The following is a 26,624-nucleotide window of genomic DNA, read 5'->3' as shown; positions in this document are numbered from 1 at the left end:
GCGTACCTGTGCGGGAGGCGCGCGCATGCGGAGACGGCGGCTGGCCGCCCGGCTCACCACGGCCGCGGCGCTCGCGCTCCTGCCCGTCGCCGTTCCGCCCGCCTCCGCGCGGGGCGCGCCGGCCGCGCAGCCGCCCGCCGCCCCGGCGGCCCACGCCCCGCCGGCGGCCCGCGCGCCCGCCGCCGACCCCCTCCCCCTCGACCGCGACGGGCAGATCACCGACCGGGTCGGCGCCCTCGGCGACCGCCGGTACGCCGTCTCCGCCGCCGGCTCCGGGTTCTCCCGGCGCGACGTCGACGCCGTCAACGCCGACGAGCCCGCGCCGCGCCGGAACGACTGGGCGGGCGCCGCGATCGGCGGGGCGCACGGGTACGCCGCCGTGCTCGACGGCCGCCCCGTCCCCGCGCCCGACATCACCCCCGGGCCCGCCGACCCCGGCGGGGCCGACGACCCGGACGACACCGGCGCCGCCACGTTCCTGGTGCCCGCCGTCGCCGCCCTCGCCGTCGTCCTCGCCGTGTACCTCTACCGGCGGCGGAAGGCCGCGCCCAAAAAGCCGGTGCGGCTGCGGGAGGGCGGCCCGGCCACCCGCCCGCCGACCCCCCTGCCGGAGCTCGACGCCCGCGCCCGCGAGCTTCTCGTCGAGACCGACGACGCCGTCCGCACCAGCCGGGAGGAGCTCGGCTTCGCCGCCGCCCAGTTCGGCGACGAGACCGCCCGCCCCTTCGCCGCGGCCGTCGACCACGCGCAGGCCGAGCTGACCGCCGCCTTCCGGCTCCGGCAGGCCCTCGACGACGCGCAGCCCGAGGACGACGCCGCCCGCCGCGCCATGCTGGACGAGATCGTCACCCGCTGCACCGACGCCAACGCCCGCCTCGACGCCGAGTCCGACGCCTTCGACGAGGTGCGCGCGATGGCGCCCCGGGCGCCGGAGGTCCTCGCCGCCGCCGAGGCCGCCGCGCAGGGGCTGCCGGAGCGTATCGACGCCGCCGAGAGCACGCTGACCGCGCTGGCCGACGCCTACGGCCCCGGCTCCTCCGCCGCCGTCGCCGGCAACCCCGCCGCCGCCCGCGACCGCCTGCAGTTCGCCGTCGACAACCTCACCCACGCCGGCGCGGCCCTCGCCGCCGACGACCGGGCCACCGCCGCCGTCCACGTACGGGCCGCCGAGGCCGCCGCCGGCCAGGCCGGCACCCTCGCCGACGCCGTCGCCCGGCGCGAGCGGGAGCTGGGCGAGGCCGCCGCGGCGCTCGCCGACGCGCTGCGCGACCTCCGCGCGGACCTCGCCGACGCGCGGGGCGTGGTGCGGGGCACGGCCGCGGACGGGTCGAGCGCCGACCTGCGGGGCCGGGTCGCGCGGGCGGAGACCGTGCTGGATGAGGTGGAGCGGGAGACGTCCGGCGGCCGGTACGACCCGCTCGCCGCGCTGCGCCGCGTGGAAGAGGCGGACGCGGCGCTTCAGGAGGCGCTCGCCGGGGCGCGGGAGCGGGAGGACGCCGAGCGGCGGGCGGGCCGGCTGCTGGACCGGGCGCTGGTCGGCGCGCGCAGTTCGGTCGCCGCCGCCCGCGACTACGTCACCACCCACCGCGGCGGCGTCGGCCCCGCGGCCCGTACCCGGCTGACCGAGGGCGAGCGGCATCTGACGCAGGCCGCCGAGCACGCCGGCACCGACCCGGCGGGCGCCCTCCGGCACGCCCAGCGCGCGGACGGACTCGGCCGCGAGGCGCGGCGGCTGGCGGAGGAGGACGTCAGCGGCTTCGACGGCTCGTACGGCGGCGGGCCCTTCGGCGGCCGGTACGGCGGCGGCTACGGCAACGGCGGCGGGCGCGGGGGCATGGGCACCGGGATGCTCGGCGGCATCATCCTCGGCGGCATGCTCGGCGGCTTCGGCGGGGGCCGGGGCGGGGGCTTCGGGGGCGGCTCCGGCCGCGGGCCCGGGAGCTTCGGCGGCGGGGGCACGCGCGGGCGGATGGGCGGCGGAGGCCGCTTCTAGCGCGTACGGAGCACGGAGCACGAAGTACGGAGCACGAGCACGGAGCACGCGGTCCCGGCCCACGCCACCACCCCCGGAGGAGACCCCCATGACCGGCAAGCAGACCATCCTCGGGCGCACCCTCCAGCTCGCCCGCGCCGACATCAACGCCCTCGTCGACCAGGCCGAGGACCCGCGGAAGACGCTCGACCAGCTCATCCGCGACTACGGCAACCACATCCGCGAGGCCGAGCAGGCCGTCGCCACCACCGTCGGCAACCTGCGGCTGATGGAGGCGGACCACCGGGAGGACACCGGCGCCGCCGACGAGTGGGGCGCCAAGGCCCTCGCCGCCAGCCGCCGGGCCGACGAGTTGCGCGCCGCCGGCGACGGCCCGCGGGCGGAGACGTTCGACAACCTGGCCCGCAAGGCGCTGGAGCGGCAGATCACCGCCGAGAGCGAGGCGACGGCGGCGGAGCCGCTGATCGCCGCGCAGACGGAGGTCGTGGAGAAGCTGAAGAAGAACCTCGACGCGATGCGGGAGAAGCTGGCCGCGCTCGACTCCCGGCGCGACCGGCTCGTCGCCCGCGCCGCAACGGCGGAGGCGCGGCACCGGATGCTCGACGCGGTCGAGAGCATGGACGTCACCGACCCCACCGCCGACCTGGGCCGTTTCGAGGCGAGGATCCGCCGCGAGGAGGCCCGCGCGGCCGGCCGGGCGGAGCCGGCGGACTCGTCGCTGGACGCCCAGTTCGAGCAGCTGGACGACCTGGGCAAGCAGGCGGAGGTGGACGCGCGGCTGGCGCTGCTCAAGGGCGGCGGCGACATCCCCCGGATCGGCGACGACCAGGCCGCGGCCTGAGCCGCGCGCGGGCCCCGCCCCCGGGCGTCCGCCGCGGCCCGCCCCGGGCTCAGAACGCCGACAGCAGGGCCTCCGCGTCCAGCTCCTTCCGCGGCTCCGACCCCGGCAGCGCCAGCTCGTACCAGACGGTCTTCCCCCGGTGCGTGCGCCTGCTGCCCCAGTTGTTGCTGAGCATGCTGACCAGTTGCAGTCCCCGCCCGCCCTCGTCGGTGTCCCGGGCGCGGCGGCGGCGCGGCTGGACCAGGTTGCTGTCCCACACCTCGCACACCAGCGTGCGGTCCAGCAGCAGCCGGAGCCGTATCTCCGGCTCGCCGCCGCCGCTGCGGCCGCCCTCGCCGTGCCGGAGCGCGTTCGTCACCAGCTCGCTGACCAGCAGCTCGGTGGTGTCGATCAGCGGCTCCAGCTGCCAGGCGGCGAGCTGCGTACGGGCGTGTTCGCGGGCGAGCGCGACCGAGCGGGGCTCCGCGGGCAGCAGCCAGTCGCCGACGGTGTCGGCGGGCAGTCCGCGGATACGGGCCATCAACAGGGCGATGTCGTCCTCTCCGTGCCGGGTGTAGAGGGTGTCCAGGACGTGATCGCAGACGTCCTCCAGCGGCTGCGCGGGGTCGGAGAGCGCCTTGCGGAACTCGTCCAGGCCCTCGTCGAGGCCGTGGTCGCGGGACTCCACGAGGCCGTCGGTGTAGAGCGCGAGCAGCGCGCCGTCCGGCAGCTCGACCTCGACCTCCTCGAAGGGCTCGCCGCCGACGCCGAGCGGCATGCCGGTCGGCACCTCCAGCAGCAGCGGCGGCTCGCCGGGCTCCACGACGACCGGCGGCAGGTGGCCGGCGTTGGCGATGGTGCAGCGCCGGGTGACGGCGTCGTAGACGACGTACACGCAGGTGGCGAGGTAGACCTCGTCGGAGACCCCGCCGAGGCCGCCGGCGATCTCGTCGAGCGCGGCGAGCACCTCGGCGGGCTCCAGGTCGAGCATGGCCAGGGTGCGTACGGCGGTGCGGAGTTCGCCCATGGCGACGGCGGCGCGCAGGCCGCGGCCCATGACGTCGCCGACGATGAGCGCGGTGCGGTGGCCGGGCAGCTCGATGACGTCGAACCAGTCGCCGCCGACCTCGGTGGCGGTGTTGCCGGGGAGGTAGCGGCAGGCGATGTCGAGGCCGGCGGCCCCGGGGTCGCCGGGCGGGAGCAGGCTGCGCTGGAGGATGAGGGCGCGGGAGTGCTCGCGGCGGTAGAGGCGGGCGTTGTCGATGCAGACGGCGGCGCGGGCGGCGAGCTGTTCGGCGAGGGCGGCGTCGCGTTCGCCGAAGTCCTCGCTGCCGCGGGCGCGGGAGAACTGGACGAGCCCGACGACGGTGTCGCCGGCGACCAGCGGCACCGCGAGCGTCGTCTGCACCAGCCCGCTGTCGCCGCTCTCGCCGCCCGGCACCCGGCGCACCTGGGCGGTGCGCAGCGCGGCGGCGTACGGGGAGTGGAAGTCGAAGCGGTGGGTGGAGCCGACGGCGGTCACGGGGGCGTCGGAGACGGCGCTGGCGAAGGCGACGCGGCGCAGCTCGGCGCTGCCGTCGGCGATGCCGGGGCGGCCCTCGTCGCCGTCGAGGAGGCTCTGGTAGACGTCGACGCAGGCCATGTCGCAGAACTGCGGGACGGTGACGCCGAGCAGCTCGCGGGCGGTGGTCTCCAGGTCCAGCGAGTTGCCGATGCGGGCGCCGGCCTCGTTGAGCAGCGCGAGGTTGCGGCGGGTGCTGGCGGCCTCGCTCTCGGCCCGGCGGCGGCGGGTGACGTCGGAGGCGATGGCGGCGACGCCCATGGGCCGGCCCGTGCCGCTGTGCACCCGGTACAGCGATATGGACCAGCGCAGGCTGCCCGGCTGCCCCTCGCGCCCGGACGGCTCCTCGCCGGCGGGGCCGAGGATCTGCATGTCGGTGACGGGTTCGCCGGTGTCGAGGACCTGGCGGAGGGCGGCGGTGACGCGCTCGGCCTCGGCGCGCGGGAGGTAGTCGCGGGGGGTGCGGCCGGCGTGCGAGGCGACGGTGCCGCCGAAGGCGGCGGCGAAGCGCTCGTTGACGCGTACGAGCTGGAGGTCGGTGCCGAACAGCAGGAAGCCCATCGGGGCCTGGCCGAAGACGGCCTGCGAGGCGGCGAGGTCGGTCTCGATGCGGCGCAGCGCGTACGCGTCGACGGCGACGCACAGCGCGCCGCGGACGCCGTCGGCGCCGGTGGTCGGCATCACGTACAGCTCGGCGATGCCGTCGACGGCGGGGTGCGCGGCGCCGGCGGCGTCCGTCGACGCCGGTCTGCGGTACGGCAGCAGGCCGGTCCACTCCCGTCCGTCGAGGATCTCCGCGACCTTCTCCCCCACGTCCGCCCGGTGCTCCTCCGGAACCAGCGCCAGCACGGCGTCGCGGCCCACCACCTCGGCCGCGGGGATGCCGAGGAGTTCCTCGGCGCGGGCGCTCCACCGCTCGATGCGCCCGTCCGCGTCCAGGGCGAAGGAGGCCACCTGGATGTGGTCGTAGATGGAGCCCGGCGGACTGCTCTGCCAGAACGGTGCTCCCACGCGCCGCCCCCTTTGCTGATCCTGCTCCGGGTATGCACCGCAGAGTATGCGCGAAGATCTGTATCCGGAACATGGTCGTCGGGTCACGGGTTCGGAACGCCCCACCGGTCCCGTCCCCGTCACCGCTGCGTCTGCGAAGTGGTGCCCGCCCGGCACCCGGCGCTACGCCCCCGTGCGCCCCCCTTCCGTACGCCGAAGAAGCCCTCCCCCGTACGTTCTAACCAGCGGACCCCAGCTCGAACCACACGGTCTTGCCCCTTCCCCCGCAGCGGGTTCCCCAGCGCAGTGCGACGCTGGCGACGAGTTGCAGCCCGCGGCCGCCCTCCTCGTCCGGCGCGGCGGCCCGCACCAGCGGCGGGACCGGCAGGGTGTCGGAGACCTCGACCCGGACGCCGCCGCCGGCGCCGGGGCCGCCGACGGCGCGCAGGCGCAGGCCGACGGGGCCGGAGGCGTACCGCAGGGAGTTGGTGACCAGCTCGCTGACGAGCAGGACGGCGAGGTCGCTCACGGGGTCGAGGTGCCAGGTGCGCAGGGTCTCGCGGACGACGGCGCGGGCGGTGCGGACGCAGCCGGGGTCGTCGGGGAGGCTCCACTCGGCGGCGCCCGCGGGGGCCGGCGCGCCGGCGGCACCGGCGGCAGCGGCGGCACTGGACGGGCCCGGCGCGCCGGACGGCCCGGGCGTGCCGCCGGGAGCGGCGAGCAGCGAGGGCGGCGGCGGGGCCAGGGGGGTCACGGCGGCGTGGCGGAGGAACGGGGGGTTGCTCACGCCTACCACATCCCAGCGGAGTCCTGTCGGATTTGCCCGACTTGAGGGGAGTGGTAGTTGCATACCCGTTTTGGTGGGAAATATCACCTACATGCGCATACCGGACTACCTGGAGTCGGGGTCCCCGCCGCCGGTGCACTCCACCCGGTATATCTGCCGCTGCTCCGCCGGCCCGAAACGGGAGACCACGTTCTCGGCCTCGTCGCGCGTGGCGTAGCGGCCGACGCGGTAGCTGTTGCCGTTCCCGTCCTCGCGGACGACGACCCACCGGTACGCCGCGCCGCTGTCAGTCATGTGTCCCACCCCAGGAATGCTTGCCTTCCGAATATGCCAGAGCTTACGCCCGGCATTCACTCCCCGCATACGGCTTTACACGAGAAGTGCATTTCTCGGCCAGAAGTTCGAATCGGGACACGAAAAACGCCGCCCGGGCACGGCCCCGGGCGGCGGCTACCTGACCGGCAGGTGGTAACTGACGCGGTAGCGGTCGGCCGGCACGATCACGTCCGCGGTCTCGACCGCCCGCCCCGAGGCGTGGAACGTCCGCTGGATGCACAGCACCGGCTGCCCCGGCACGGCGCCCAGCGCCTGCGCCTCCTCGGCCAGCGCGGGGCGGGTGCCGACCTCCTCCACGACGTTGTCCACGACGACGTCGATCGCCGCCATCCGCTCCACCACCCCGCGCCCGGCGAGCGGCCCCTCCTCGGGCAGCATCACGGGCGTGCGGCCGGTGAGGGCCAGCGGCTCCCAGGAGGTCGACAGCAGCACGGGCTCGCCGCCCGAGCGGAAGACGTAGCCGGTACGCATCACGGGCTCGCCCGCGGCGACGTGCAGCCGGGCGGCGACGCCGGCGTCGGCGGGCTCCTGCGCGCTGCGCGACTCCCAGGAGCCGGTGACCGCCTCGTCGGCCTGCTCCTGGCGGAAGGGGGTGACGTCGCCGAGGCCGCGGTAGCCGGTGCGGGCCAGCCGGTGCGGCTCGGGGCGGGGGCGGACGTACGTACCGGAGCCGGACCGGCCCTCGACCAGCCCCTCGGCCATCAGCACCTTGCGCGCCTCCAGCGCGACGGTGTCCGAGACGCCGTACATCCGGCGGATACGGGCCTGGGAGGGCAGCCGCGCGTGCGGCGGCAGTTCGCCGCTGACGATCTTCCGGCGCAGCTCCGCGGCGACCCGGAGATAGGCAGGCTGCTCACCTAGAGGCACCGTTTCTTCACACCCCCGTCGACGCGGCCGCCGTCCCGGCCCACGCCATCCCCGGCCTGCGCCGTTCCGGCCTGAACACGCGCGAAAGCCTGGCAACCGGCGGCCCGGCGCCGCAACCCCGGGCCAGAACTTCACGGTACGCGCTCACCGGCCCCGCGCTCCGGCCCGGTTCTCCGGCCCGGTTCTCCGGCCCCGTTCTCACAGCCCCAGCACGGCGCGCGCGATGAGGAAGTAGATCACCAGCCCGGTCGCGTCGACCAGCGTGGTCACCAGCGGGGCCGAGATCACCGCCGGGTCGATCCCCGCCTGCCGCGCCAGCAGCGGCATCACGGAGCCGACCACCGCCGCCCAGGAGCAGATCACCACCAGCGACAGCGACACGGTCAGCGCGATCCGGCCGTCGGTCATGAGCGTCGCCAGCACCACGCCCACGGCGCCGAGCCCGACGCCCAGCAGGAACCCCACCCGGCACTCCCGCCACGCCACCCGGGCCACGTCGCCCGGCCGCAGCTCGCCGACCGCGAGCGCGCGCACCGCCGCCGTCGCCGCCTGCGCGCCGACGTTTCCGCCGGTGCCGACGAGCAGCGGGATGAACACCGCCAGCGCGGTCACCTCCGCCAGCTCCCCCTCGAACGCCTGGAGTACGCCGGCGGTGAGGGTGGCGGCGAGGATGAGGAGGAACAGCCAGATGATGCGCGCGCGGGCGAGCCGGAAGACCCCGACCGACAGGTAGTGGCCCTCGACCGGCTCGGCGCCGGACTGCCGCGCCATGTCCTCGGTGTCCGCCTCCTCGATCAGCTCGATGGCGTCGTCGACCGTCAGGATGCCGACGAGCCGCTCCTCGCTGTCCACGACGGGCAGGCCGAGGAGGTTGGCCGCCTGCATCAGGCGGGCGGCGGCCTCGGCCGCGTCGGTGGCGTAGACCCGCGGGAACTCGGTGTCCACCAGCTCGATGAGCGGGCGCCCCGGCGGGGCCAGCACCAGGTCCCGCAGCGAGGCGACGCCGACGAGGTGCCGGCGGTCGTCGACGACCGGCAGCGTGTAGACGGTCTCGGCGTCCGCGCCGGTCCGGCGCACCCGCTCCAGCGCCTCGGCGACGGTGGAGCGCTCCTTGAGCAGCACCAGCTCCGGCGACATGTACCGGCCGGCGGCGTCCTGCGCGTAGCCGAGCAGCGGGGCGGTCAGGGAGCGCTCGTACGGGCTGAGGCCGGCCAGCACCCGCTGGGCGAAGTTGGCGGGGGCCTCGCCGAGCAGCCGGGCGCGGTCGTCGGGGTCCATCTCCTCGACGACGTGCCGGAAGGTCTGGTCGCGCAGCCCTTCGAGGATCTTCTGCTGGTCGCCGGCGCCCAGCTCCTCGAAGACCTCGACCGCGCGGTCCTTAGCCAGCAGCCGGAAGCAGAAGACGGCCGTGACCTCGTCGGCGCGGGCGAGTTCGTCGGCGACGACGTGCGGGGGGTGGTCGGCGAGCCACCGCTGCAACCCGGCGACGTCGTTGCCGTCGAGGAGGTCGCCGAGGCCGACGTCCGCGGTCATACCCGTACCTCCCGCCCGCGTGCCGCCGCTGTCCGGCTTCACCCTAGATCGTGCCGATTACCGTGCTGAGCAGGGACGTGCCACCGGGTGCGCCGTGCCGTACGAACCCTTGACGAACCCTTGACCCTATTGGTCTAGGCCAATAGCGTTCGGCGCACCGAGAGAAGCGCGATCTCCCGAGAAGAGGGTTTCCATGCACCGAAGACTCGTACGCCGACTGGCCGTTGCCGGCTGTGCGCTCTCCCTCCTGGTCACCCCCGGCCTGACGACGGCCGGTGCCAGCGCCGCCACCCCCGACGACGCCGCCGCAGCCCCCGCCGCCGAGCGGCACGGCGGGAAGGGGGGCGGGCACCACCACGGGGACCGGGACGAGGCCCGGCGGGTCGGCTACTTCACCCAGTGGGGTGCCCGGGACCGCGACTTCCTCGTCAAGGACCTCGTCACCAGCGGCACCGCCAAGCGGCTGACGCACCTCAACTACGCCTTCGGCAACGTCAGCCCGGACGGCAAATGCTTCGAGGCCAACCTCGGGGACGAGGGCGACGCCTACACCGACTACCAGCGCCCCATGACCGCCGCCGAATCCGTCGACGGCCGGGCCGACAAGCCGCGGCAGCGGCTCGCGGGCAACTTCAACCAGCTCCGCAAGCTGAAGCGGATGTACCCGGACCTGAAGGTCATGATGTCGCTGGGCGGCTGGGCCTGGTCGACGCACTTCTCGGACGCCGTGCGCACGCCCGAGTCGCGCCGGGAGTTCGTCTCGTCCTGCCTCGACCTGTTCATCGAGGGCAACCTGCCGCGGATCGACGGCAAGGGCGGCCCCGGCAGCGCCGCGGGCCTGTTCGACGGCATCGACCTGGACTGGGAGTGGCCCAACTACCCCGGTGACGTCGACACCGTCTACCGCCCCGAGGACAAGGAGAACTTCACCGCGCTGGTCGCGGAGTTCCGCCGGCAGCTCGACAAGGCGGAGCGCGGACGCCACGACCGCGACCGCGGCCGGGGACACGGCCACGGGCACGGGCACGAGTGCGACCGGGACCTGCTGCTGACCGCGTTCCTGCCGGCCAGCTCGGCGGCGATGGACGCGGGCTACGAGACCCGCAAGCTCTTCCCCCACCTCGACTACGCCACCGTCCAGGGCTACGACCTGCACGGCGCCTGGGAGAAGAACACCAACCAGCAGTCCGCGATCCACTCCCCCGACGACAGCCTGGAGCAGGTCGTCGACGACTGGCTGGAGCGCGGCGCGCCGCGGGACAAGATCGTCCTCGGCATCCCGTTCTACGGCCGCGGCTGGCAGGGCGTCGAAGGCGGCGGCGACGGCTTCAACCAGCCCGCCGCGGGCGCCGCGCCCGGCACCTGGGAGGCCGGCTTCGAGGACTACAAGGTCCTGAAGGAGTTCGCGGCCTCGGGCGAGTACGAGGTCTACCGGGACCGGGAGAACGGCCACGCCTGGCTGTTCGACGGCAACACGTTCTGGACGTACGACGACCCGCAGGTCATCGCCCAGAAGGCCGAGTACATCGACGACCGCGACCTCGGCGGCGCGATGGTCTGGTCCCTCGACGGCGACGACGACGGGGAGCTGTACCGGGTCCTGGACCGCGGCCTGGACTGAGCGGTCCGGAGCAGTCCACCCACCGACGAGGCGGTGCCGGGTCCGGGCCCGGCACCGCCTCTCACTTCGTTTCCCCGCCGGGGCGATGACGGCGCGTCATGTGACCATGGCGGCATGACAGACAGCGCACACCCCGCGGCGGCGCCCCTCGCCCCCCTGCCCGACGACTGGCGGCGGGCCCTCGCGATCGTCGCCCACCCCGACGACCTGGAGTACGGCACCGCCGCCGCGGTGGCGAAGTGGACGGACGCCGGCAAGGAGGTGGCGTACGTCCTCGTCACCCGCGGCGAGGCCGGGATCGACGGCCTGGAGCCCGGGGAGTGCGCCCGGGTGCGGGAGGCGGAGCAGCGGGCCAGCTCCGCGGTCGTGGGCGTCACCGCGCTGGAGTTCCTCGACCACCGCGACGGCGTCGTCGAGGAGGGCCTGCCGCTGCGCCGCGACCTCGCCGCCGCCGTCCGCCGGCACCGCCCCGAGCTGATCGTCACCCTCAACCACCACGACACCTGGCTCCCCGGCCCCGGCGCCCCCCGCAACACCCCCGACCACCGCGCCGTCGGCCGCACCGTGCTGGACGCCGTCGGCGACGCCGGGAACCGCTGGATCTTCCCCGAGCTGCGGGAGCAGGGGCTCGAACCGTGGGACGGCGTCCGCTGGACCGCGGTCGCCGGCTCCCCGTACCCCACCCACGCCGAGGCGGTCACCGGGGCGGCCCGGGACCGCGCGGTGGCGTCGCTGGCCGAGCACCACGCGTACATCGTCGGGCTGGGCGAGGAGGACCCGCGCGCGTACGCCCGCGACCTCATCGACCAGATGCTCTCCGACACCGGCGAGCGCGGCGGCGCCGAGCTGGCCGTGGGCTTCGAGCTGGTGCCGCACGCCTTCGGGGACTGACCGCTTGACCTTGACGTAGCGTCAACTTCTACGGTTTCCGTCATGGAATGGTCCATCCAGGAGATCGCGCGCACCGCGGGCACCACCAGCCGCACCCTGCGCCACTACGGCGAGCTGGGGCTGCTCCGCCCCAGCCGGGTCGCGGCCAACGGCTACCGCTACTACGACGAGCACGCCCTCGTACGGCTGCAGCGCATCCTGCTGCTCCGCGAACTCGGCCTCGGCCTCCCCGCCATCGCCGACGTGCTCGACGACGGTGACGAGGCGGCGGCGCTCGGCGCGCACCTGGAGCTGCTGGAGCAGGAGCGGCGGCGCATCGGCCGGCAGATCGCCTCGGTGCGGACCACGTTGCGGAAGCTGAGGGAAGGTGAGCCGCTCATGGCGGACGAGGTGCTCGACGGGTTCGACCACACCCGGTACGAGGAGGAGGTCACGCGGCGCTGGGGCAAGGCGGCGTACGAGCGGGGCGACCGGTGGTGGCGCGCGCTGAGCGAGGAGCAGCGGCGGGACTTCCAGCGCCGCCAGCGGGACATCGCCGCCGACTTCGCCGCCGCGCACGCCGCGGGCGAGGCGCCGGACGGGGCGGTGGCGCAGGAGATCACGCGGCGGCAGTACGAGTGGATCGCCGTGGGCTGGCAGGGGCGCGAGCCGTCGGCGGAGGCGTTCGCGGGGCTGGGGCAGCTGTACGTGGACGACCCGAGGTTCACCGCGAACTACGACGACCACGGGGCGGGCACCGCGGAGTTCGTACGGGACGCGATGCGGGTGTACGCGGAGCGGAACCTGCACTAGCGGGGCCCGGACGCGCCGTACGCCCCCACCGGCCGCGGCCCGCCCGACCGCCCGTACCCGCGCCGAAGGGCCCGTCGATCCCCTCGACGGGCCCTTCCCCGCGCCCCCTCACGCCGCCAGCGCGACCGTCTCGACCGCCGGCGTCCGCAGCACCCGCCGGGCCGTGCCCAGTGCGGTGGCCATCGTCGCCGCCACGGCCACCCCGGCGACCGCCGCCCAGATCCCGTACCCGGCCTGCGGCAGGACGTCGTCCGTACGCGCCACGGTGAACGGCACGATCCCGGCCACCGCCGCCACCGTCCCGAACAACACCCCGGTCACCGTCAGCAGCAGCCCCTCCAGACCGACGCCCGCCAGCACCTGACCGGGCGTCGCGCCCGCCAGCCGCTGCTGGCCGAACTCCCGGCCGCGGTACGAGGTCGCCGCGTACAGCGTGTTGATCAGCATCACGCAGGCGAAGACCGCGATGATCCCGACGACCACGAAGTTGAGCGTCTCCAGGTTCTTGTCGTCGACCGACCGCGTCAGCCCGGCGGCCTCGATGTGGTCGTTCTCGACGGCCTGCATGTACAGCGTCGCGACCGAGATGCCCACGAAGAGGACCATCGGCATCAGCACCCCCGACAGCTGCGCGGCCCGCTGCCGCAGCCCGTGCACCGTCAGGTAGCCGCTGCCCCCGCCGAACGCCGTCAGCAGCCCGCCGGTCAGCCGCAGCAGCCCGCCCAGCAGCGCCGGCGAGAAGGCCGCGAAGCCCACCGACAGCAGGATCGCCCCGTACGCCGGCGGCGCCATGGCCTCCGGGCCCGCGTCGCCCATGGCGAAGCCGGTCAGGCACAGCGCCGCGCCCAGCCCCAGCGCGGCGGAGCCGCCCCAGGTGCGCAGCCGGGCCCGCGGGGCGCGCCGCCCGCGCGCCCCGGTGGCCCGCCGCACCGCGAGGAACGCGGCGCCCACCGAGGCCAGCAGCGTGATGTCGATCCCGGTCAGCAGCGCGACGGTGCCGAAGACGTGGTCGACGTCCGCCGCGACCTGGCCGCTGTCCTGGAACATGTCCAGCAGGATCCGCCCGCCGACCACGCCGGGCACGATCGCCAGCAGCGACCCGGCGAGGCCGACGACCGCCGCCTCGCCGACGATCATCCGGGTGATCTGCGCCGGGGTGGCGCCGGTGGAGCGCAGCAGGTCGATCTCGGCGGCGCGCTGCCGTACGGCGACCGTGAGGGTGGAGGCGACGGCGAAGAACACCAGCAGCGAGCCGTAGCCGCCGACGACCATCGCGGCCGTGGACAGCGACTCCGAGCTGGTGTCGTCGACGCCGTCGGCGCCGGCGGTGTCGAGCAGCGAGTTGAACATCATGATGATCGTCGCGCCCAGGAACGCGGACAGGAGCGTCGCGGCGAAGCGGCCGGGCCGCTGCCGGATCGAGCGCATGGCCAGCGAGAACATCGGCTCAGACCCCCAGCGGCGCGGAGTCGCGCCCCTCGTGGGCCGCGGCCCCTTCGTACATGTCGCCCAGGTGGGTCATCCGCTCCGCGACGGCGTCGGCGGTCGGGGCGTTCAGCTGCCCCACCAGCCGGCCGTCGGCCAGAAACAGGACCGCGTCCGCGTACGAGGCCGCCACCGGGTCGTGCGTCACCATCACCACGGTGCGGCGGTCGACGCGCACGGTCTCCCGCAACAGGCCCAGCACGTCGCGGGCGCTGCGGGTGTCGAGCGCGCCGGTCGGCTCGTCGGCGAACACCACGCTGGGCGCGGCGACGAGCGCCCGGGCGATGGCGACGCGCTGCCGCTGGCCGCCGGAGAGCTGGTCGGGCCGGTGCCGCATCCGGTCCGCGAGGCCGACGCGGGCCAGCACCTCGCGCACCCGGCCGCGGTCCACGCGGCGGCCGGCGAGCTTCAGCGGCAGCACGGTGTTCTGCGCGACGTTCAGCGTGGGCAGCAGGTTGTACTGCTGGAAGACGAACCCGATCCGCTCCCGCCGGAACTTCGTCAGCTCCGTCTCGCTGCCCCCGGTCATCTCCGCGCCGTCGACCATCACCACGCCGCTGTCCGGCCGGTCCAGGCCCGCGGCGCACTGCAAAAGCGTCGACTTCCCGGAGCCGGAGGGCCCCATCACGGCGGTGAAGGACCCGGCCGGCAGGCTCAGCGTCACCCCGTCGAGTGCGGTGACGGCCGCCTCCTCGGCGCCCCCGCCGCCGTAGACCTTGGTCACCTTGACCAGCCGCAGCGCCTCGTGCGGCGCGCCGCCGGCGTCGGGACCCGCGGCCGGCGCGCGGCGCTCGTTGCGTCCGAACATCGTCTTCACCCCTCGCTTCTCCGGCACTCCCTGTGCCTGACTTCGAAGCTACGGACGGTGACGGGCGCGGGCACTGGGCGCATGACCCCAATGCGGGGTGGTGTTACGTACACCCTGCCGGGGCGGATCGGCCTCACGCAGGAGGTCGGGTGGTGCCCGCGGTCGGGGGGACGGTGGGCGCGGTGACGGGACGGCCGTGCCGGGACCGCTGCGGCACCGTCGTGAAGACGAGGGCTCCGTCGATCAGCCCGGTGTGCCGTGGCACCTGCGGGAGGTGATCCAGGTCCGTCCGCGAACCACCCCTCCGCGCGGGGCGGGCGCATCCGGCCCGGCAGGGAGGTCAGTGCACCGTCCAGCGGTAGCAGCGGGTGACCGTGCCGCCGGCGGGGTGGGTGAACGAGGCGGTGCCGAGGGCGTCGCCGGCGTTCGTCAGCCAGCTGACCCCGCTCTCCACCGCGCCGTCCGGGAGCCCCAGGTCGACCACGCGGCCGTGCCGCCAGTAGACCGCGCGCTGCCCCGCCTCCGTGAAGCAGTGGCCGGCGACGTCGCCGCGGTCGTTGAGGGCGGTGGCGGTGGTGCCGTAGCGGGCTTCCGGGAGGGTGGGCAGCGGGGTGAGGCCGGTGTGCGGGGACCAGCGGAAGGGGCCGTCGGTGGCGTTGCTGCGGCCGATCACGTGGCCGCGGGCGTTGAGGAAGCGGCCGTCGAGCGGGACGCTGCTGGCGCCGCCGTCGAAGCGCGCGAAGTCCGTCAGCCGCTCGCCGTCCCAGACGAACGCGCGCCACTCCCCCGTGTCGCCCTCCGCCGAACCGGCCACCAGGCCGCGCGCGTTGACGCCCGCGCCGAACACCGGGCGGTACGCGCCCGTGAGCCGGGTCAGCTCCGTGACCGTGCCGTCGTGCCACAGGAACGGGTCCGGCGACCAGGCCATGAAGCGCAGCTGGCCGGCGACGACGTGGCCGCCCGCGCCGAGCGCGGCGCCGCGGGCGCCCACCGCCTCGGGGTCGGGGGGCGTGACGCGTACCGGGGCGGCGGGGCCGAGGACGTACAGGCCGCCGCGGGGCGGGAGTTCGGGGTCGGCCTGGTACTCGGTCTGGGTCCGGACGAGGACCCGGCCGCGGTCGTCGATGTGCGTGCCCCACGCGCGGTAGTCGTCGCCGGCCAGCACGCGGCGGGGCACGCCGCGGCGCCAGACGACGGCGTGCGTCCGGTCCTCCTCCGGCAGGTGGTGGTAACCGACCAGCGCGCCGTGCCCGTTGACGCCCCGCAGGGTGTACGCACCGGAGGCGTGCGGCGCGCGCGGCCGCCGCACCCGCGCGCCGCGCCACACCGCCTGCACCTCGTCGCCGTCCGGCCCGAGGGCGCGGCCGACCGCCGGTCCCGCGGGGTGGACGTACGCGAGGAACGTCATGGGCAGCGAGCCGTCGGGGTTGGCGAGCGGGCGCGCGCTGACGCGGGGGCCGGGGCGCGGGGAACGTGCGGGGCGTGCGGGGCGTGCGGGGCGTGCCTGGGCGCTCGCCGCCCGCGGGACCGACGCGGCCAGCCCGCCCGCCGCCGCGCCCGCGAGCAGCGCCCGCCTGCCGATGCTCCGGTTCTCGGCCACGTCTCTCCTCCGGTCGGGTACGGCTGTCCGTAAGGGAGACGCGCAAGCCCCGCTAGGGGTTGGTCCAGGCGTCGGGGTCCTCCGCCAACTCGTGTACGTACCCCGGCATCCGGGCCGACGCCACGTCCGCGAGCGTGACCTCCCCCAGGATCTTGCGCACGTTCACGCGCAGCGCGATCCACAGCGGCAGCAGCGACTCCGCCGGCCCCACGTACGACAGCTCCGGCGGGCGCGCGCCGCGCACCGACACCAGCGGGCCCTCCACCACCCGGATGACGTCGGCGATGGTGATCTCGTCGGCGGGCCCCGCGAGCCGGTAGCCGCCACGGCCGCCGCGCTGGCTGACCACGAGCCGGCCGCGGCGCATGTCGCCGAGGATGCTCTCCAGGAACTTGTGCGGGATACCCTGCGCGTCCGCGATGGCCTCCGCCTTGACCGGCGCGTCCTCCTTCGCCGCCGCCAGCTCCAGTGCCGCGCGCACCGCGTAGTCTGCTCGTGCCGAGATCCGCATGCCGGTCATTATGTCTGCATGGCGCCACTCCGCTCTGTCAGGGGCATGCGCGTCACACGTGCGTGCCGGGCGGCCCGGCCGGGAGCGGTATCACCGCGCGGACGCGGTAGCCGCCGCGCGGGCGCGGGGCGGCGTGGAGCGTACCGCCGTAGACGGCGAGGCGTTCGCGCAGGCCGATGAGCCCGCTGCCGCTGCCGTCGCCAGCCGCGGCGCGGGCGGCGGGGCGGCCGCCGGTGTCGGTGACCTCGACGCGCAGTTCGCCGGGCGCGTGCGCGACGGAGACGGCGACGGAGGCGCCGGCGGCGTGCTTGACGGCGTTGGTCAGCCCCTCCTGCACCACGCGGTAGGCGGCGAGGTCGACGCCCGCCGGCAGCGGGGCCCCGGGGGTGCCGGTCACCGACAGCGCCACGGGCACGCCGGTGTCGCGTACCCGCCCGGCCAGGGCGGCGAGTTGACCGAGGCCGGGCTGAGGGGCGAGGTCCACGGCCAGGGCGGGGTCGGGAACGGTGCCGGGGCCGGTGCCGGTGCGGGCGCCGGCGGGGGTGCGCGCCGGGTGGGGCGGGGGATCCGCGGCGCGGTGCGCGCCGGCCTCGCCGTACGGCCCCCGGGCCGGACCCGGATCCGCGTCCGTCGCGCGGCCTGCCACGGGGTCCGCCGCCGGATCGGCCGCGGCGTCCGGCGGCGCCCCGGCCGCCCCCTCCGGCCGGGCCGCCGCCGCCATCGTCAGCAGCCCCATCACGTGCCGCAGCTCCGCCATCGCCGCCCGCCCGCCGGACTCCACCGCGCGCATGGCCTCCCGCGCCTGCTCCGGCGACGTGTCCAGCACCTTGCGGGCGGCACCGGCCTGGATCGTCATCATGCTGACGTTGTGCGTGACGACGTCGTGCAGCTCGCGCGCGATCCGCGCCCGCTCCTGGTCCACGGCCCGCCGCGTCGCCGCCTCCTGCCTCTCCTGAAGGGCGCGCACGCGCTGCTGCCAGGTGTGGATCGCGTTGGCGGCCAGCCCGACCGGCAGCAGCACCAGCAGCGGCTGGAACCCGCGGTTCAGCTCCGGCACCGCCCCCGACACCGCGAACAGCGGCACCCCCGCGACCACGCTCGCCAGCGCGCTCCTGCGGTGCGGGCTGTACATCGCCGCGCTGTACGCCGCGACCACCCCGGCGGCGAACGTGAACGCCGTCGCCCCCCGCGTCGGCTCGCCCAGGTGGAACGCCACGGCCGAGCCGAACACCACCCAGCACGCGGCGAGCGGGTAGCGGCGCCGTACCGCCAGCGGCACGGCGGCCAGCGCCGCGAACGCCAGCTCCCAGCCCTGCACCGGCGGCAGCACGTGCTCGACGACGTCCGGCAGCCGGTAGTCATGGGCGGGCTCCGGCAACCACGCCCCGCCGGGTCCCCCGGCGTCCGGCGGGTCCGGCGCGCGCGGCTCCGGGAGCCGCGGCAGGCCGGGCGGCGCGGGCTCCGGGACGACCTTCTGGGGGGCGTCCTGGCGCTCCTCGTAGAAGGAGCGGTCGAGGTCGGCGACGACGGTGCCGACGGCGAGCACGAGGGCGAGGGCGATGTCGGCGGTCCAGGCCCACCGGGAGAGCCGCGGGGGCGTGCGCACGTCGCCGCCCGATCCCCGGGTCCCTCCGCCGCGCCCGCCCGTACGCCCGTCCGTACGCCACCGCGCGAACCACCCGCGCGCCCGCCGCCCGGCCGCCCGCCCCGCCGCGCGCCCGTACCGACCGATGCCCGCACCCGCCCTCGTCACCGGTTCAGTGTGCCAACCCGCCCCCCGCCGCCGGATCCCCCGCGCGGCCCACCCCCCGTCAGCCCCGCGCCTACACCGCGCGGATGACGCCGCCGGCCGTCGGCCGGATGCGGTACGGACCTTCCGCACCGCGGCCGACGTGCCCGCCCCGCCGCCGCGCCTAGCGTCTGGCCGCACGCCGACCGCCGAGCTGGGGAGGAACCCGGGCCATGGCCGCAGAACCGCACACCGCCGAAGCCGGACCAGGAGCCGGAGCCGGACCAGCAGCCGGACCGGACACCGGCCCGGAGACCGCGCCCGGGACGGCCGCCGGCCACGGCGCCGGCGTCCTCATCGACCTGCGCGGCGTCAGCAGGACGTACGACGAGGGCCCGCCCGCGCTGGACGACCTGACCCTCGCCGTGCGCGCACGAGAGGCGCTCGCCATACTGGGCCCGTCCGGCAGCGGCAAGTCGACGCTGCTCAACCTGGTCGCCGGGCTGGACCGCCCGAACACCGGCACCGTCACCGTCGACGGCCTGCGCGTGGACGGGCTGAGCGAGAGCGCGTCGGCGAAGTACCGGCGGGCGTCGGTCGGCATGGTCTTCCAGTTCTTCAACCTGCTCGACGACCTCACCGTCGCCGACAACGTGCTGCTGCCGGCGCAGTTGGCCGGCATGCCCCGGGCCCGCGCCGCCGCCCGGGCCGCCGAGCTGCTGGCGTACCTCGGCATCGACCGGCACGCCCGCGCCTACCCCGGCCGGCTGTCCGGCGGCGAGCGGCAGCGCGTCGCGGTGGCGCGGGCGCTGATGAACCGCCCGCCGCTGCTGCTCGCCGACGAGCCCACGGGCGCGCTGGACACCGCGTCGGGCGCGGAGGTGCGCGAGCTGCTGCGCGACCTGCACGCCGAGGGGCAGACGATCGTGCTGGTGACGCACGACCTGACGCTGGCGGAGTCGTGCGCGACGCGGACGGTGGAGCTGGTGGACGGGCGGATCGCCCGGGACAGCGCGGCGGACGGGGGCGCTCCGGCCGCGTACGGGGTGTCCGGCTCGCCCAGCGCGCCCGGTGCGCCCGGCGTGTCCTTCACGTCCGGCGACGGCCGCGGGACCGCCCGGTGAGCGCCCTGGGCCGGGTGGTGCGCGCCGGGGTCGGCCGGCGGCGCGTGCAGACCACCGTGATGGTGCTGACCACGCTGCTCACCGTCGCCGCCGCCGTCCTGGCGACCGGGCTGCTCGTCTCCTCGCGGGCCCCCTTCGACGACGCCTTCGCGCGGCAGCACGGCGCCCACCTCACCGGGCAGTTCGACGCGGCGAAGGCCACGGACGGGCAGCTGCGCGCCACCGCCGACGCCGAGGGCGTCGCCGCGGCGGCCGGCCCGTACCCGATCACCCAGCTGCGCCTGCACGTCGCCGGCGCACCCGCCGGGGCCGTCTCGCCGCCGCTGGCGGTGGCCGGGCGGGCGGACGCCGGCGGGGCGGTGGACGACGTCGACGTCACGGACGGCCGCTGGGCGGAGCGGCCCGGCGAGTTGGTGGTCGAGGCGGGCGCGCGGGCCCCGGACATGGTGGTCGGCGCCCGGCTCACCGTCGACGGCCTGCGGGACGGCCCGACGCTCACGGTCGTCGGGATCGCCGAGTCGGTGGGCGAGAGCGCGGGCGGATGGGTCGTACCGGAGCAGCTCGGCGAGCTGGTCGCGCCCGGCGGCCCGCGCCCGGACCGGCAGATGCTCTACCGCCTCGACGACGCCGGCTCCCGCGCGGGCGTCACGGCCGGGCGGAAGGCGGTGGCCGCGGCGGTACCGGCGGGGGCGCTGACGGGATCGCAGTCGTACCTGGACGTCAAGCAGATCGCGGAGGGCAACACCGCCGCCTTCATCCCGTTCGTCGTCGCCTTCGCGCTGCTGGGGCTGGCGATGTCGGTGCTGATCGTGAGCATCGTCGTCAGCGGCGCGGTGGGCGCGGCGACGCGGCGGATCGGGGTGCTGAAGTCGCTGGGCTTCACGCCGCCGCAGGTCGCCCGGGCGTACGTGGCGCAGGCGGCGATCCCGGCGACGGCCGGGGCGGCGCTGGGCGCGGTCGTGGGCAACGCGCTGTCCGTACCGATGATGAGCGAGGTGGCGAGCGCGTACGGCACGGGCCGGATCCTCATCCCGCTCTGGATCGACGTCGCGGTGCCGGCGGCCGTCCTCCTCCTCGTCGCGGCGACGGCGCTGGGCCCGGCGCTGCGCGCCGCCCGGCTCCGTACGACGGCGGCGCTCAGCGTCGGCCGCACGCCGCGCGCGGCGCGGGGGCGGCGCGTACGGCACCTGCTGGGGCGGCTGCCACTGCCGCGGGCGGTGGGGCTGGGGCTGGCGGGCCCGTTCGCGCGGCCGGCGCGGTCGGCGACGATGGCGGCGGCGGTGACGTTCGGGGCGCTGGCGGTGACGTTCGCGGTGGGGCTGGGGACGTCGCTGCTCGCGGTGCAGAAGGAGGGGACGCCGGACGCGTCGGGGGACGTGGTCGTCCACCGCATGATGGGGCCGGGCGGCCCGGTGGCGCCGGGGCCCCGGGGCGTGCCGGAGGCGCCGGGCGACCCGGGTGCCGTCCCGGGCGCGCACGCCCCCGCGGAACCGGACCCCGCGCCGCCGGCCCCCTCCACCGCCGCGGCCGCCCACACCACCTCCGCCTCCTCCGCGTCCGCCGCCGCCGAGGAGATCGCGGCGGCGATCCGTGCCCGCCCGGAGACGGAGGACTACTTCGCCACCGCCGAGACCGACGTGGCCGTCGCGGGCCGGAAGGGCGCCGTACCGCTGGTCACGTACCGCGGCACGGCCCCCGGCGACGGCCACCGCCTCGCCGCCGGCCGCTGGTTCACCGCCCCGGGCGAGGCGGTGGCACCGGTCCGCTTCCTCAAGGCCACGAACACCGCCATCGGCGACACCGTCACCCTCCAGGACGGCGAGCGCACCGCCCGGCTCCGCATCGTCGGCGAGGTCTTCGACCTGGGCGACGAGGGCATGGCCGTACGCACCGCGTACGCCTCCGTCACCGCCCTCGTCCCCGGCCAGGAAGCCGGCCAGTACACGGTGGACCTGGCCCCGGGCGCCGACCGGAACGCCTACCTCAAGGCGCTCAACGCCGAACTGGAGCCGCTGGGCGCCCGGGCGAACGTCCCGGAGGAGGACGAGGAGTCCCCCGTGCTCCTCGCCATGCAGGCGCTGATCGCCATGCTCACGGCGATGCTGGTGGCGGTGGCCTGCCTGGGCGTGCTCAACACGGTCGTCCTCGACACCCGCGAACGGGTTCACGACCTGGGCGTGTTCAAGGCCCTCGGGATGAGCCCGCGGCAGACGGTCGCCATGGTCCTCACGTCGGTCGCCGGCATCGGCCTGGCCGCGGGCGCGGCCGGCGTGCCCCTCGGCGTGGCCCTGCACCACTACGTGGTCCCGGAGATGGGCCGCGCCGCCGGCACCAACATCCCCGACGCCCTCGTCGACATCTACACCCCCCTCGGCCTCGCCCTCCTGGCCCTCGGCGGCATCGCCATCGCCACGGCCGGCGCGCTGCTCCCGGCCACGTGGGCGGCGGCCACCCGCACGGCGACGGCGCTGCGCTCGGAGTGACGGGGCCGCCGGGGCGCCGCGGGCGCCGGCCGCCGGGGGGCGGCCGGCGCCTGGCAACGGGGGCCCGGGGGAAGGAGGATGGACGGCATGCGGCCGCTCACCCGACTGTGGAACGCCTACCGGCTCCCCTGCCGGGACGGTCTCTACCTCGCCACGGGCGCCTCCTACGCCGTCCGCCCGAGCCCGGAGGCCCCGGGCGGGCTGCGGATCCACGCCCCCTTCGACCTCGCCGCCTACGTCGCGGCCCACCCCGGCCGGACCTCCGAGGTCGACGGCCTGACCTCGGCCGGGACGGACGACGGGGACCTGCTCTGGGGCGGCGAGGGATCGTACGGGTCCGAAGGCTTCGCCGCCCGGCTGCGGAGCGACCGCACCCTGGTCTGGGCGGTCTTCCTCACGGACGCCAACCCCTTCACGGAGATCCGGACCTCGGGACGGACCGCGACGTTCCGCTCGACCTCCGGTGTCGGAATCACCCTGGACCTCGACGATCCGGCCGGCGGAAGAGGAGAGACGTGATGTGGCCCTTCGCCGCCCAACTCGTGGACCACGACGAGAGCACGTCACTCCAACGCGTCGTCCTCGTCGACGGCAGGCACCGGCTCGCCTTCCTCAGAGCCGGGAGGTGACGGCGCTCTGCTCGTCAGAGGGCGGTGACCGGACATGGCGTCCGAGCCCCTGGCCGCCGTCGTGGGCAGGACCAAGGCGGCGATCCTCGCCAGTCTGGAACTCCCCATGTCCACCACCCAGCGGCGGCGCCCCGCCGGCCGGGGTGCTCCGGCACGCGGCGCAGACTCACACCTCGGCCGCCTTCGGGTCCACCGGGTGCACCGCCAGGGCGTGCACCGTCACGTCCATCCACGGCCACACCGGCAGCGACGAGATGATCGCGTGCATCTCCGTCGGGTCCGCCGCCCGCCACAGGCCCCAGTTGTCCGTGCGGCCCGGGACCCGCCACATGCGGACCAGGTGGCCCGCCTCGGCGAGCTCCGCCGCGCGGCGGCGTTCGGCCTGGGAGACGGAGTCCTTGTGTTCCGGGTCCATCCCCTCGGGCCAGGTGATGCGGATATTGATGAGGAATTCCATCCGGGGTCCTTCGTCTCGTAGGGAGGCGTTCGGGAGGTGCTTCAGGCGCCGAACGGGTCGGCCGGCGTGCCGTGTTCGGTGACCACGGACTTCGTCTGCAGGAACTCGGCAACCGCCTCGACGCCGTTCTCCCGCCCCAGGCCCGACTGCTTGTAGCCGCCGAAGGGGACGCTCCAGTGCAGCAGCCGGTACGTGTTCACCCAGACCACGCCGGCCTGGAGGCGGCGGGCCAGGCGGTGGGCGCGGGACGCGTCGCGGGTCCAGAAGCCGGCGGCCAGGCCGTAGTCGACGGAGTTGGCGATCGCGACCGCCTCGTCCTCGGTGCCGAAGGGGTGGACGGTGACGACCGGGCCGAAGACCTCCTCGCGGCAGACCGCCGCGTCGGGGGCGGCGTCGGCCAGGACGGTCGGCTCGTACCAGAAGCCCTTCCGGAAGTCGGCGTCCACCGGGGCCCGGCGGCCGCCCGTCAGGGCGCGGGCGCCGCCGGCGACCGCGTCGTCCACGTATCCCTCGATCCGCTCCAGCTGCGCGGCGGAGGCGACGGGCCCGACGTGCGTGGCGGGGTCCGCCGGGTCGCCCACGCGCAGCCGGGCGACCGCCTCCGTGTAGCGGTGCAGGAACTCGTCGTAGACCTCGCGCTGGACGAGGATCCGGGAGCCCGCCACGCACGTCTGGCCGGCGGCGGAGAAGGCGCCCTGACGGGCGGCGGCGACGGCGGCGTCCAGGTCGGCGTCGGCGAAGACGAGGTGCGCGGACTTGCCGCCGGCCTCGCAGACGTAGCGCTTCATCAGGCCGGCCGCGCGCGCCCCGAGCGTACGGGCCACGGCGGTGCTGCCGGTGAACGTGACCATCGCGACGTCCGGGTGGGCCACCAGCCGCCCGCCCTCCTCGGCGCCGCCGACGATGACGCTGACGACGCCCGGCGGCAGCCCGGCGTCGAGGGCCAGCTCCGCCAGCCGTACGGAGGACGCGGGGGCCTGCGGCGGCGGCTTGAGGACGACGGTGTTGCCCGCGGCCAGCGCCGGGGCGAGCTTCCACGAGCCCAGCGAGAGCGCGCCGTTGAACGGCGTGAAGGCGGCGACGACGCCCAGCGGCTCGTGGCGGATCAGCGCGTCGGTCGTGGCGCCGAGGGTGCGGTGGCGGTCTTCGAGGGTCTCGGCCGCGGCGGCGAAGTAGCGGTACCAGCGGGCCAGCGCGCGCACCTCGCCGCGGGTGGCGGCGAGCGGCTTGCCGTTCGCCAGGGTCTCCAGGCGCGCCAGTTCGTCGGCGTGGTCGACGATCACCTCGCCGAGCCGGTGGAGGAGGTCGGCGCGGGCGTGCGCGGGCAGCCCGCCCCAGGGGCCGTCGGCGTACGCGGTGCGGGCGCCGCGCACCGCGTCGTCGACCGCGTCCGGGTCGAGGCCGGCCAGCGCCCAGGTGCGGCCGGTCGCCGGGTCGGTCAGCGGCACGGCGGTGCCCGCGGGCGGGCGCCGGGAGCCCTCCGTGTGGGAGGTGTAGTCGGCCATCGGATCGGGAGCGGCGGGGGTCATGGTGCGGGGGTCCTTTCGGCGAGGGCGGCGCGCACGGCCGGGGTGTCGTGGTGGTGGCAGGCCACGGTGTGGCCGGCCGCCGAGACCGCGGCGGGCGGCGGCGCGTCGCCCTCCCGGCACTCGGCGGTGGCGAACGGGCAGGACCGCTGGAAGCGGCAGCCCGGGGGCGGGGCGGAGGGGTCCGGGGGTTCGGCCCGCGGCTCCTCGGTGTCCGTGCCGCCGGCGTCGCGCGCCCGCGGGTCGGGCACCGGCACCGCCCGCAGCAGCGCCCGCGTGTACGGGTGCCGGGGTGCCGCGAACAGCTCGTCGCACGGCGCGCTCTCCATGACCTTCCCGCCGTACATCACCACGACGTGGTCCGAGAGGTGCCGTACCACCCCCATGTCGTGCGAGATGAACAGGAAGCTGACGTCCCGCTCCCGCCGGAGGTCGTGGATCAGGTTGAGGATCTGCCCCTGGATGCTCACGTCGAGCGCCGAGACGACCTCGTCGCAGACGATGAACCGGGGCTCCACCGCCAGCGCCCGCGCGATCGCCGCCCGCTGCCGCTGCCCGCCGGACAGCTCGTGCGGGTAGCGGTCGGCGAGCTGCGCGCGCAGCCCCACCTGGTCGAGGAGTTCGGCGACCCGGCCGGAGACCCCGCCCGCGGCCACCGTGCGGTGCACGGTGAGGACTTCGCGGAGCATGGTGCGCAGCGTCATCCGCGGGTTGAGGCTGGCGTACGGGTCCTGGTAGACGATCTGCGCGACGCGCGGCAGCGTGCGGTCGCGGCGCAGCTCGCCCAGCTCCCTGCCGTGCAGCCGCACGCTGCCCGACGTGACGGGTGACAGGCCGAGCAGCGCCCGCCCGGTGGTGGTCTTGCCGCTGCCCGACTCGCCGACGAGGCCGACGATGCTGCGCGCCGGGACGGTGAAGGACACGCCGGCGACGGCGTGGGTCGTGCCGGTGACCCGCCGCAGCAGCCCGGTGCGTACGGGGAAGTCCACCCGCAGGTCCGTCACGACGGCGGCGGGCGGGTCGGCGGGCGGGGCGGGGTCCTGGGCCGTCATGCTCGGGCTCCTTCCGAGGCCGCGGATACGGGGGCGGTGACCGGGCAGCGCACGAGGTGGCGGGCGGGCCCCGGGGCCGCCGGCTCCGGCTCCGCCAGCGGCGGCACGCCGTCCCCGCACTCCGCGCGCGCCTGCGCGCAGCGCGGCTGGAACGCGCAGCCGGGCGGCGGCGCCGCCGGGTGCGGCGGGAGGCCGGGGATGGCGGGGAGCCGGTCGCCGGGGCGGCGGTCCATGCGCGGTACGGACCGCATCAGCGCCCGCGTGTACGGGTGGCCGGGGGCGTCGAACAGCGCGGCGGTCGGCGCCGTCTCGACGACCATCCCCCCGTACATCACCGCGATCCGGTCCGTGACGCCGGCGACGACGCCGAGGTCGTGGGTGATGAGCACCAGCGCCATGTCCAGCTCCCGGCGCAGCCGGTCGATGAGCCGCAGCACCTGGGACTGGACGGAGACGTCGAGGGCGGTGGTCGGCTCGTCGGCGATCAGCAGCTTCGGCTCGCGGCTGATCGCCATCGCGATCAGGACGCGCTGGCGCATGCCGCCGGAGAGCTGGTGCGGGTAGGCGCGGAGCCGTTCGCGGGCGGCCGGGATGCCGACGAGCCCGAGCAGTTCGGCGCAGCGGTCGGCGGCGGACCGGCGGCTGTGGCCGTCGTAGCGGACGAGCGGCTCGGCCATCTGCCGGCCGATGGTCATGGCGGGGTTGAGCGCGGACAGGGCGTCCTGGGAGACGAGCCCGATGCCGGAGCCGCGGTAGGCGCGCAGTTGCTTCTGCGTCAGCGCGGTGAGGTCCGTGCCGTCGAACGTCACCCGGCCGGAGACCTGGGCGCCGCTGCGGCCCAGCATGCCCAGGACCGCCAGCATCGTCTGGCTCTTGCCGCTGCCGGACTCGCCGACGACGCCCAGCGACTCGCCCGGGGCGACGTGGAAGGAGACGTCGCGGACGGTGGTCAGCGGGGAGCCGGGGCCGGGGCCCGGGTGGGCGACTTCGAGGTGCGCTACGTCGAGCACGTTCACGGTGGTGCCTCCC

General features: G+C 76.1%; 22 protein-coding genes and 1 pseudogene. 8 read left to right on the top strand and 15 right to left on the bottom strand.

Annotated features, from left to right (window positions below):
* The first annotated feature begins 25 nt into the window (after nt 1-25).
* Complete coding sequence (locus tag ACHZ99_RS22140; protein WP_420306442.1) at nt 26-1,993, top strand: TPM domain-containing protein; 1,968 nt, start codon at nt 26-28, stop codon at nt 1,991-1,993.
* A gap of 88 nt (nt 1,994-2,081) precedes the next feature.
* On the top strand, nt 2,082-2,834 hold the full coding sequence (locus ACHZ99_RS22135) for a PspA/IM30 family protein (protein WP_420306441.1): 753 nt from the start codon (nt 2,082-2,084) through the stop codon (nt 2,832-2,834).
* 49 nt (nt 2,835-2,883) lie between these two features.
* Here the strand turns inward: ACHZ99_RS22135 and ACHZ99_RS22130 are convergent, their stop codons facing one another.
* The 5 genes from ACHZ99_RS22130 to mgtE form a co-directional block, all read right to left on the bottom strand.
* The gene (locus ACHZ99_RS22130) at nt 2,884-5,385 is read right to left on the bottom strand and encodes a SpoIIE family protein phosphatase (RefSeq protein ID WP_420306440.1); all 2,502 of its coding nucleotides are present in this window, start codon (nt 5,383-5,385) and stop codon (nt 2,884-2,886) included.
* 217 nt (nt 5,386-5,602) lie between these two features.
* Entirely contained in the window at nt 5,603-6,151 is a 549-nt protein-coding gene (locus ACHZ99_RS22125; protein ID WP_420306439.1) for an ATP-binding protein, read from the bottom strand.
* A 105-nt stretch (nt 6,152-6,256) separates the two neighbouring features.
* The gene (locus ACHZ99_RS22120) at nt 6,257-6,445 is read right to left on the bottom strand and encodes a hypothetical protein (protein ID WP_420306438.1); all 189 of its coding nucleotides are present in this window, start codon (nt 6,443-6,445) and stop codon (nt 6,257-6,259) included.
* 156 nt (nt 6,446-6,601) lie between these two features.
* Nucleotides 6,602-7,354 (bottom strand): GntR family transcriptional regulator, encoded by a 753-nt coding sequence (locus tag ACHZ99_RS22115; protein ID WP_420306437.1) that lies wholly within the window; start codon nt 7,352-7,354, stop codon nt 6,602-6,604.
* 198 nt (nt 7,355-7,552) lie between these two features.
* The gene (mgtE, locus tag ACHZ99_RS22110) at nt 7,553-8,887 is read right to left on the bottom strand and encodes a magnesium transporter (protein WP_420306436.1); all 1,335 of its coding nucleotides are present in this window, start codon (nt 8,885-8,887) and stop codon (nt 7,553-7,555) included.
* Between the two features lie 193 nt (nt 8,888-9,080).
* Here mgtE and ACHZ99_RS22105 point away from each other — a divergent pair, with 193 nt between their 5' ends.
* The 3 genes from ACHZ99_RS22105 to ACHZ99_RS22095 all read left to right on the top strand — a co-directional run bounded on the left by ACHZ99_RS22105 (nt 9,081) and on the right by ACHZ99_RS22095 (nt 12,191).
* Nucleotides 9,081-10,508: a glycoside hydrolase family 18 protein gene (locus ACHZ99_RS22105; protein WP_420306435.1), complete on the top strand. Its 1,428-nt coding sequence runs from the start codon at nt 9,081-9,083 to the stop codon at nt 10,506-10,508.
* Between the two features lie 114 nt (nt 10,509-10,622).
* The gene (locus ACHZ99_RS22100; protein WP_420306434.1) at nt 10,623-11,399 is read left to right on the top strand and encodes a PIG-L deacetylase family protein; all 777 of its coding nucleotides are present in this window, start codon (nt 10,623-10,625) and stop codon (nt 11,397-11,399) included.
* A 42-nt stretch (nt 11,400-11,441) separates the two neighbouring features.
* Entirely contained in the window at nt 11,442-12,191 is a 750-nt protein-coding gene (locus tag ACHZ99_RS22095) for a MerR family transcriptional regulator (protein WP_420306433.1), read from the top strand.
* Between the two features lie 108 nt (nt 12,192-12,299).
* Here ACHZ99_RS22095 and ACHZ99_RS22090 read toward each other — a convergent pair whose 3' ends face one another.
* The 6 genes and pseudogenes from ACHZ99_RS22090 to ACHZ99_RS22065 all read right to left on the bottom strand — a co-directional run bounded on the left by ACHZ99_RS22090 (nt 12,300) and on the right by ACHZ99_RS22065 (nt 18,348).
* On the bottom strand, nt 12,300-13,634 hold the full coding sequence (locus tag ACHZ99_RS22090; RefSeq protein ID WP_420306432.1) for an FtsX-like permease family protein: 1,335 nt from the start codon (nt 13,632-13,634) through the stop codon (nt 12,300-12,302).
* A 4-nt stretch (nt 13,635-13,638) separates the two neighbouring features.
* Nucleotides 13,639-14,484: an ABC transporter ATP-binding protein gene (locus ACHZ99_RS22085; protein WP_420306431.1), complete on the bottom strand. Its 846-nt coding sequence runs from the start codon at nt 14,482-14,484 to the stop codon at nt 13,639-13,641.
* 169 nt (nt 14,485-14,653) lie between these two features.
* Nucleotides 14,654-14,828 (bottom strand): annotated as a pseudogene (locus tag ACHZ99_RS22080) (Uma2 family endonuclease); the annotation flags it as partial.
* Nucleotides 14,825-16,084 (bottom strand): hypothetical protein, encoded by a 1,260-nt coding sequence (locus ACHZ99_RS22075; protein WP_420306430.1) that lies wholly within the window; start codon nt 16,082-16,084, stop codon nt 14,825-14,827. The pseudogene ACHZ99_RS22080 and the gene ACHZ99_RS22075, both read right to left, overlap by 4 nt.
* Before the next feature lie 52 nt (nt 16,085-16,136).
* Nucleotides 16,137-16,595: an RrF2 family transcriptional regulator gene (locus ACHZ99_RS22070; protein WP_420306429.1), complete on the bottom strand. Its 459-nt coding sequence runs from the start codon at nt 16,593-16,595 to the stop codon at nt 16,137-16,139.
* Between the two features lie 52 nt (nt 16,596-16,647).
* Nucleotides 16,648-18,348 carry a sensor histidine kinase gene (locus tag ACHZ99_RS22065; protein WP_420306428.1) on the bottom strand — a complete coding sequence of 567 codons (1,701 nt, stop codon included), beginning with the start codon at nt 18,346-18,348 and terminating at the stop codon, nt 16,648-16,650.
* A gap of 209 nt (nt 18,349-18,557) precedes the next feature.
* Here ACHZ99_RS22065 and ACHZ99_RS22060 point away from each other — a divergent pair, with 209 nt between their 5' ends.
* From ACHZ99_RS22060 to ACHZ99_RS22050, 3 genes are all read left to right on the top strand, one after another.
* Nucleotides 18,558-19,448 (top strand): ABC transporter ATP-binding protein, encoded by an 891-nt coding sequence (locus tag ACHZ99_RS22060; protein WP_420306427.1) that lies wholly within the window; start codon nt 18,558-18,560, stop codon nt 19,446-19,448.
* Between the two features lie 14 nt (nt 19,449-19,462).
* Nucleotides 19,463-21,931 (top strand): FtsX-like permease family protein, encoded by a 2,469-nt coding sequence (locus ACHZ99_RS22055; protein ID WP_420306710.1) that lies wholly within the window; start codon nt 19,463-19,465, stop codon nt 21,929-21,931.
* A gap of 87 nt (nt 21,932-22,018) precedes the next feature.
* The gene (locus tag ACHZ99_RS22050; protein ID WP_420306426.1) at nt 22,019-22,450 is read left to right on the top strand and encodes a hypothetical protein; all 432 of its coding nucleotides are present in this window, start codon (nt 22,019-22,021) and stop codon (nt 22,448-22,450) included.
* A gap of 276 nt (nt 22,451-22,726) precedes the next feature.
* On the opposite strand, the gene ACHZ99_RS22045 is transcribed toward ACHZ99_RS22050, so the two are convergent.
* Genes ACHZ99_RS22045 through ACHZ99_RS22030 form a run of 4 tightly spaced genes read right to left on the bottom strand, consistent with a single transcriptional unit; the run spans nt 22,727 to nt 26,611 of the window.
* Nucleotides 22,727-23,017, bottom strand: coding sequence for a muconolactone Delta-isomerase (locus ACHZ99_RS22045; RefSeq protein WP_420306425.1), 291 nt, complete (start codon nt 23,015-23,017; stop codon nt 22,727-22,729).
* Nucleotides 23,018-23,058: 41 nt separating this feature from the next.
* On the bottom strand, nt 23,059-24,546 hold the full coding sequence (locus tag ACHZ99_RS22040; protein WP_420306423.1) for an aldehyde dehydrogenase family protein: 1,488 nt from the start codon (nt 24,544-24,546) through the stop codon (nt 23,059-23,061).
* Nucleotides 24,543-25,595, bottom strand: a complete 1,053-nt coding sequence (locus ACHZ99_RS22035) for an oligopeptide/dipeptide ABC transporter ATP-binding protein (protein WP_420306422.1) — start codon at nt 25,593-25,595, stop codon at nt 24,543-24,545. The genes ACHZ99_RS22040 and ACHZ99_RS22035 overlap by 4 nt, the downstream gene beginning before the upstream one ends.
* A complete protein-coding gene (locus ACHZ99_RS22030; RefSeq protein ID WP_420306421.1) occupies nt 25,592-26,611 on the bottom strand; it encodes an ABC transporter ATP-binding protein in 1,020 nt (339 codons plus the stop codon). The genes ACHZ99_RS22035 and ACHZ99_RS22030 overlap by 4 nt, the downstream gene beginning before the upstream one ends.
* Nucleotides 26,612-26,624: the final 13 nt, after the last annotated feature.

The organism is Streptomyces sp. MAR4 CNX-425 (genome assembly GCF_048656465.1).
Taxonomy (GTDB): domain Bacteria; phylum Actinomycetota; class Actinomycetes; order Streptomycetales; family Streptomycetaceae; genus Streptomyces.
The sequence above is the reverse complement of the archived record's forward strand: the minus strand, read 5'-3'. Positions and strand labels throughout refer to the sequence as shown.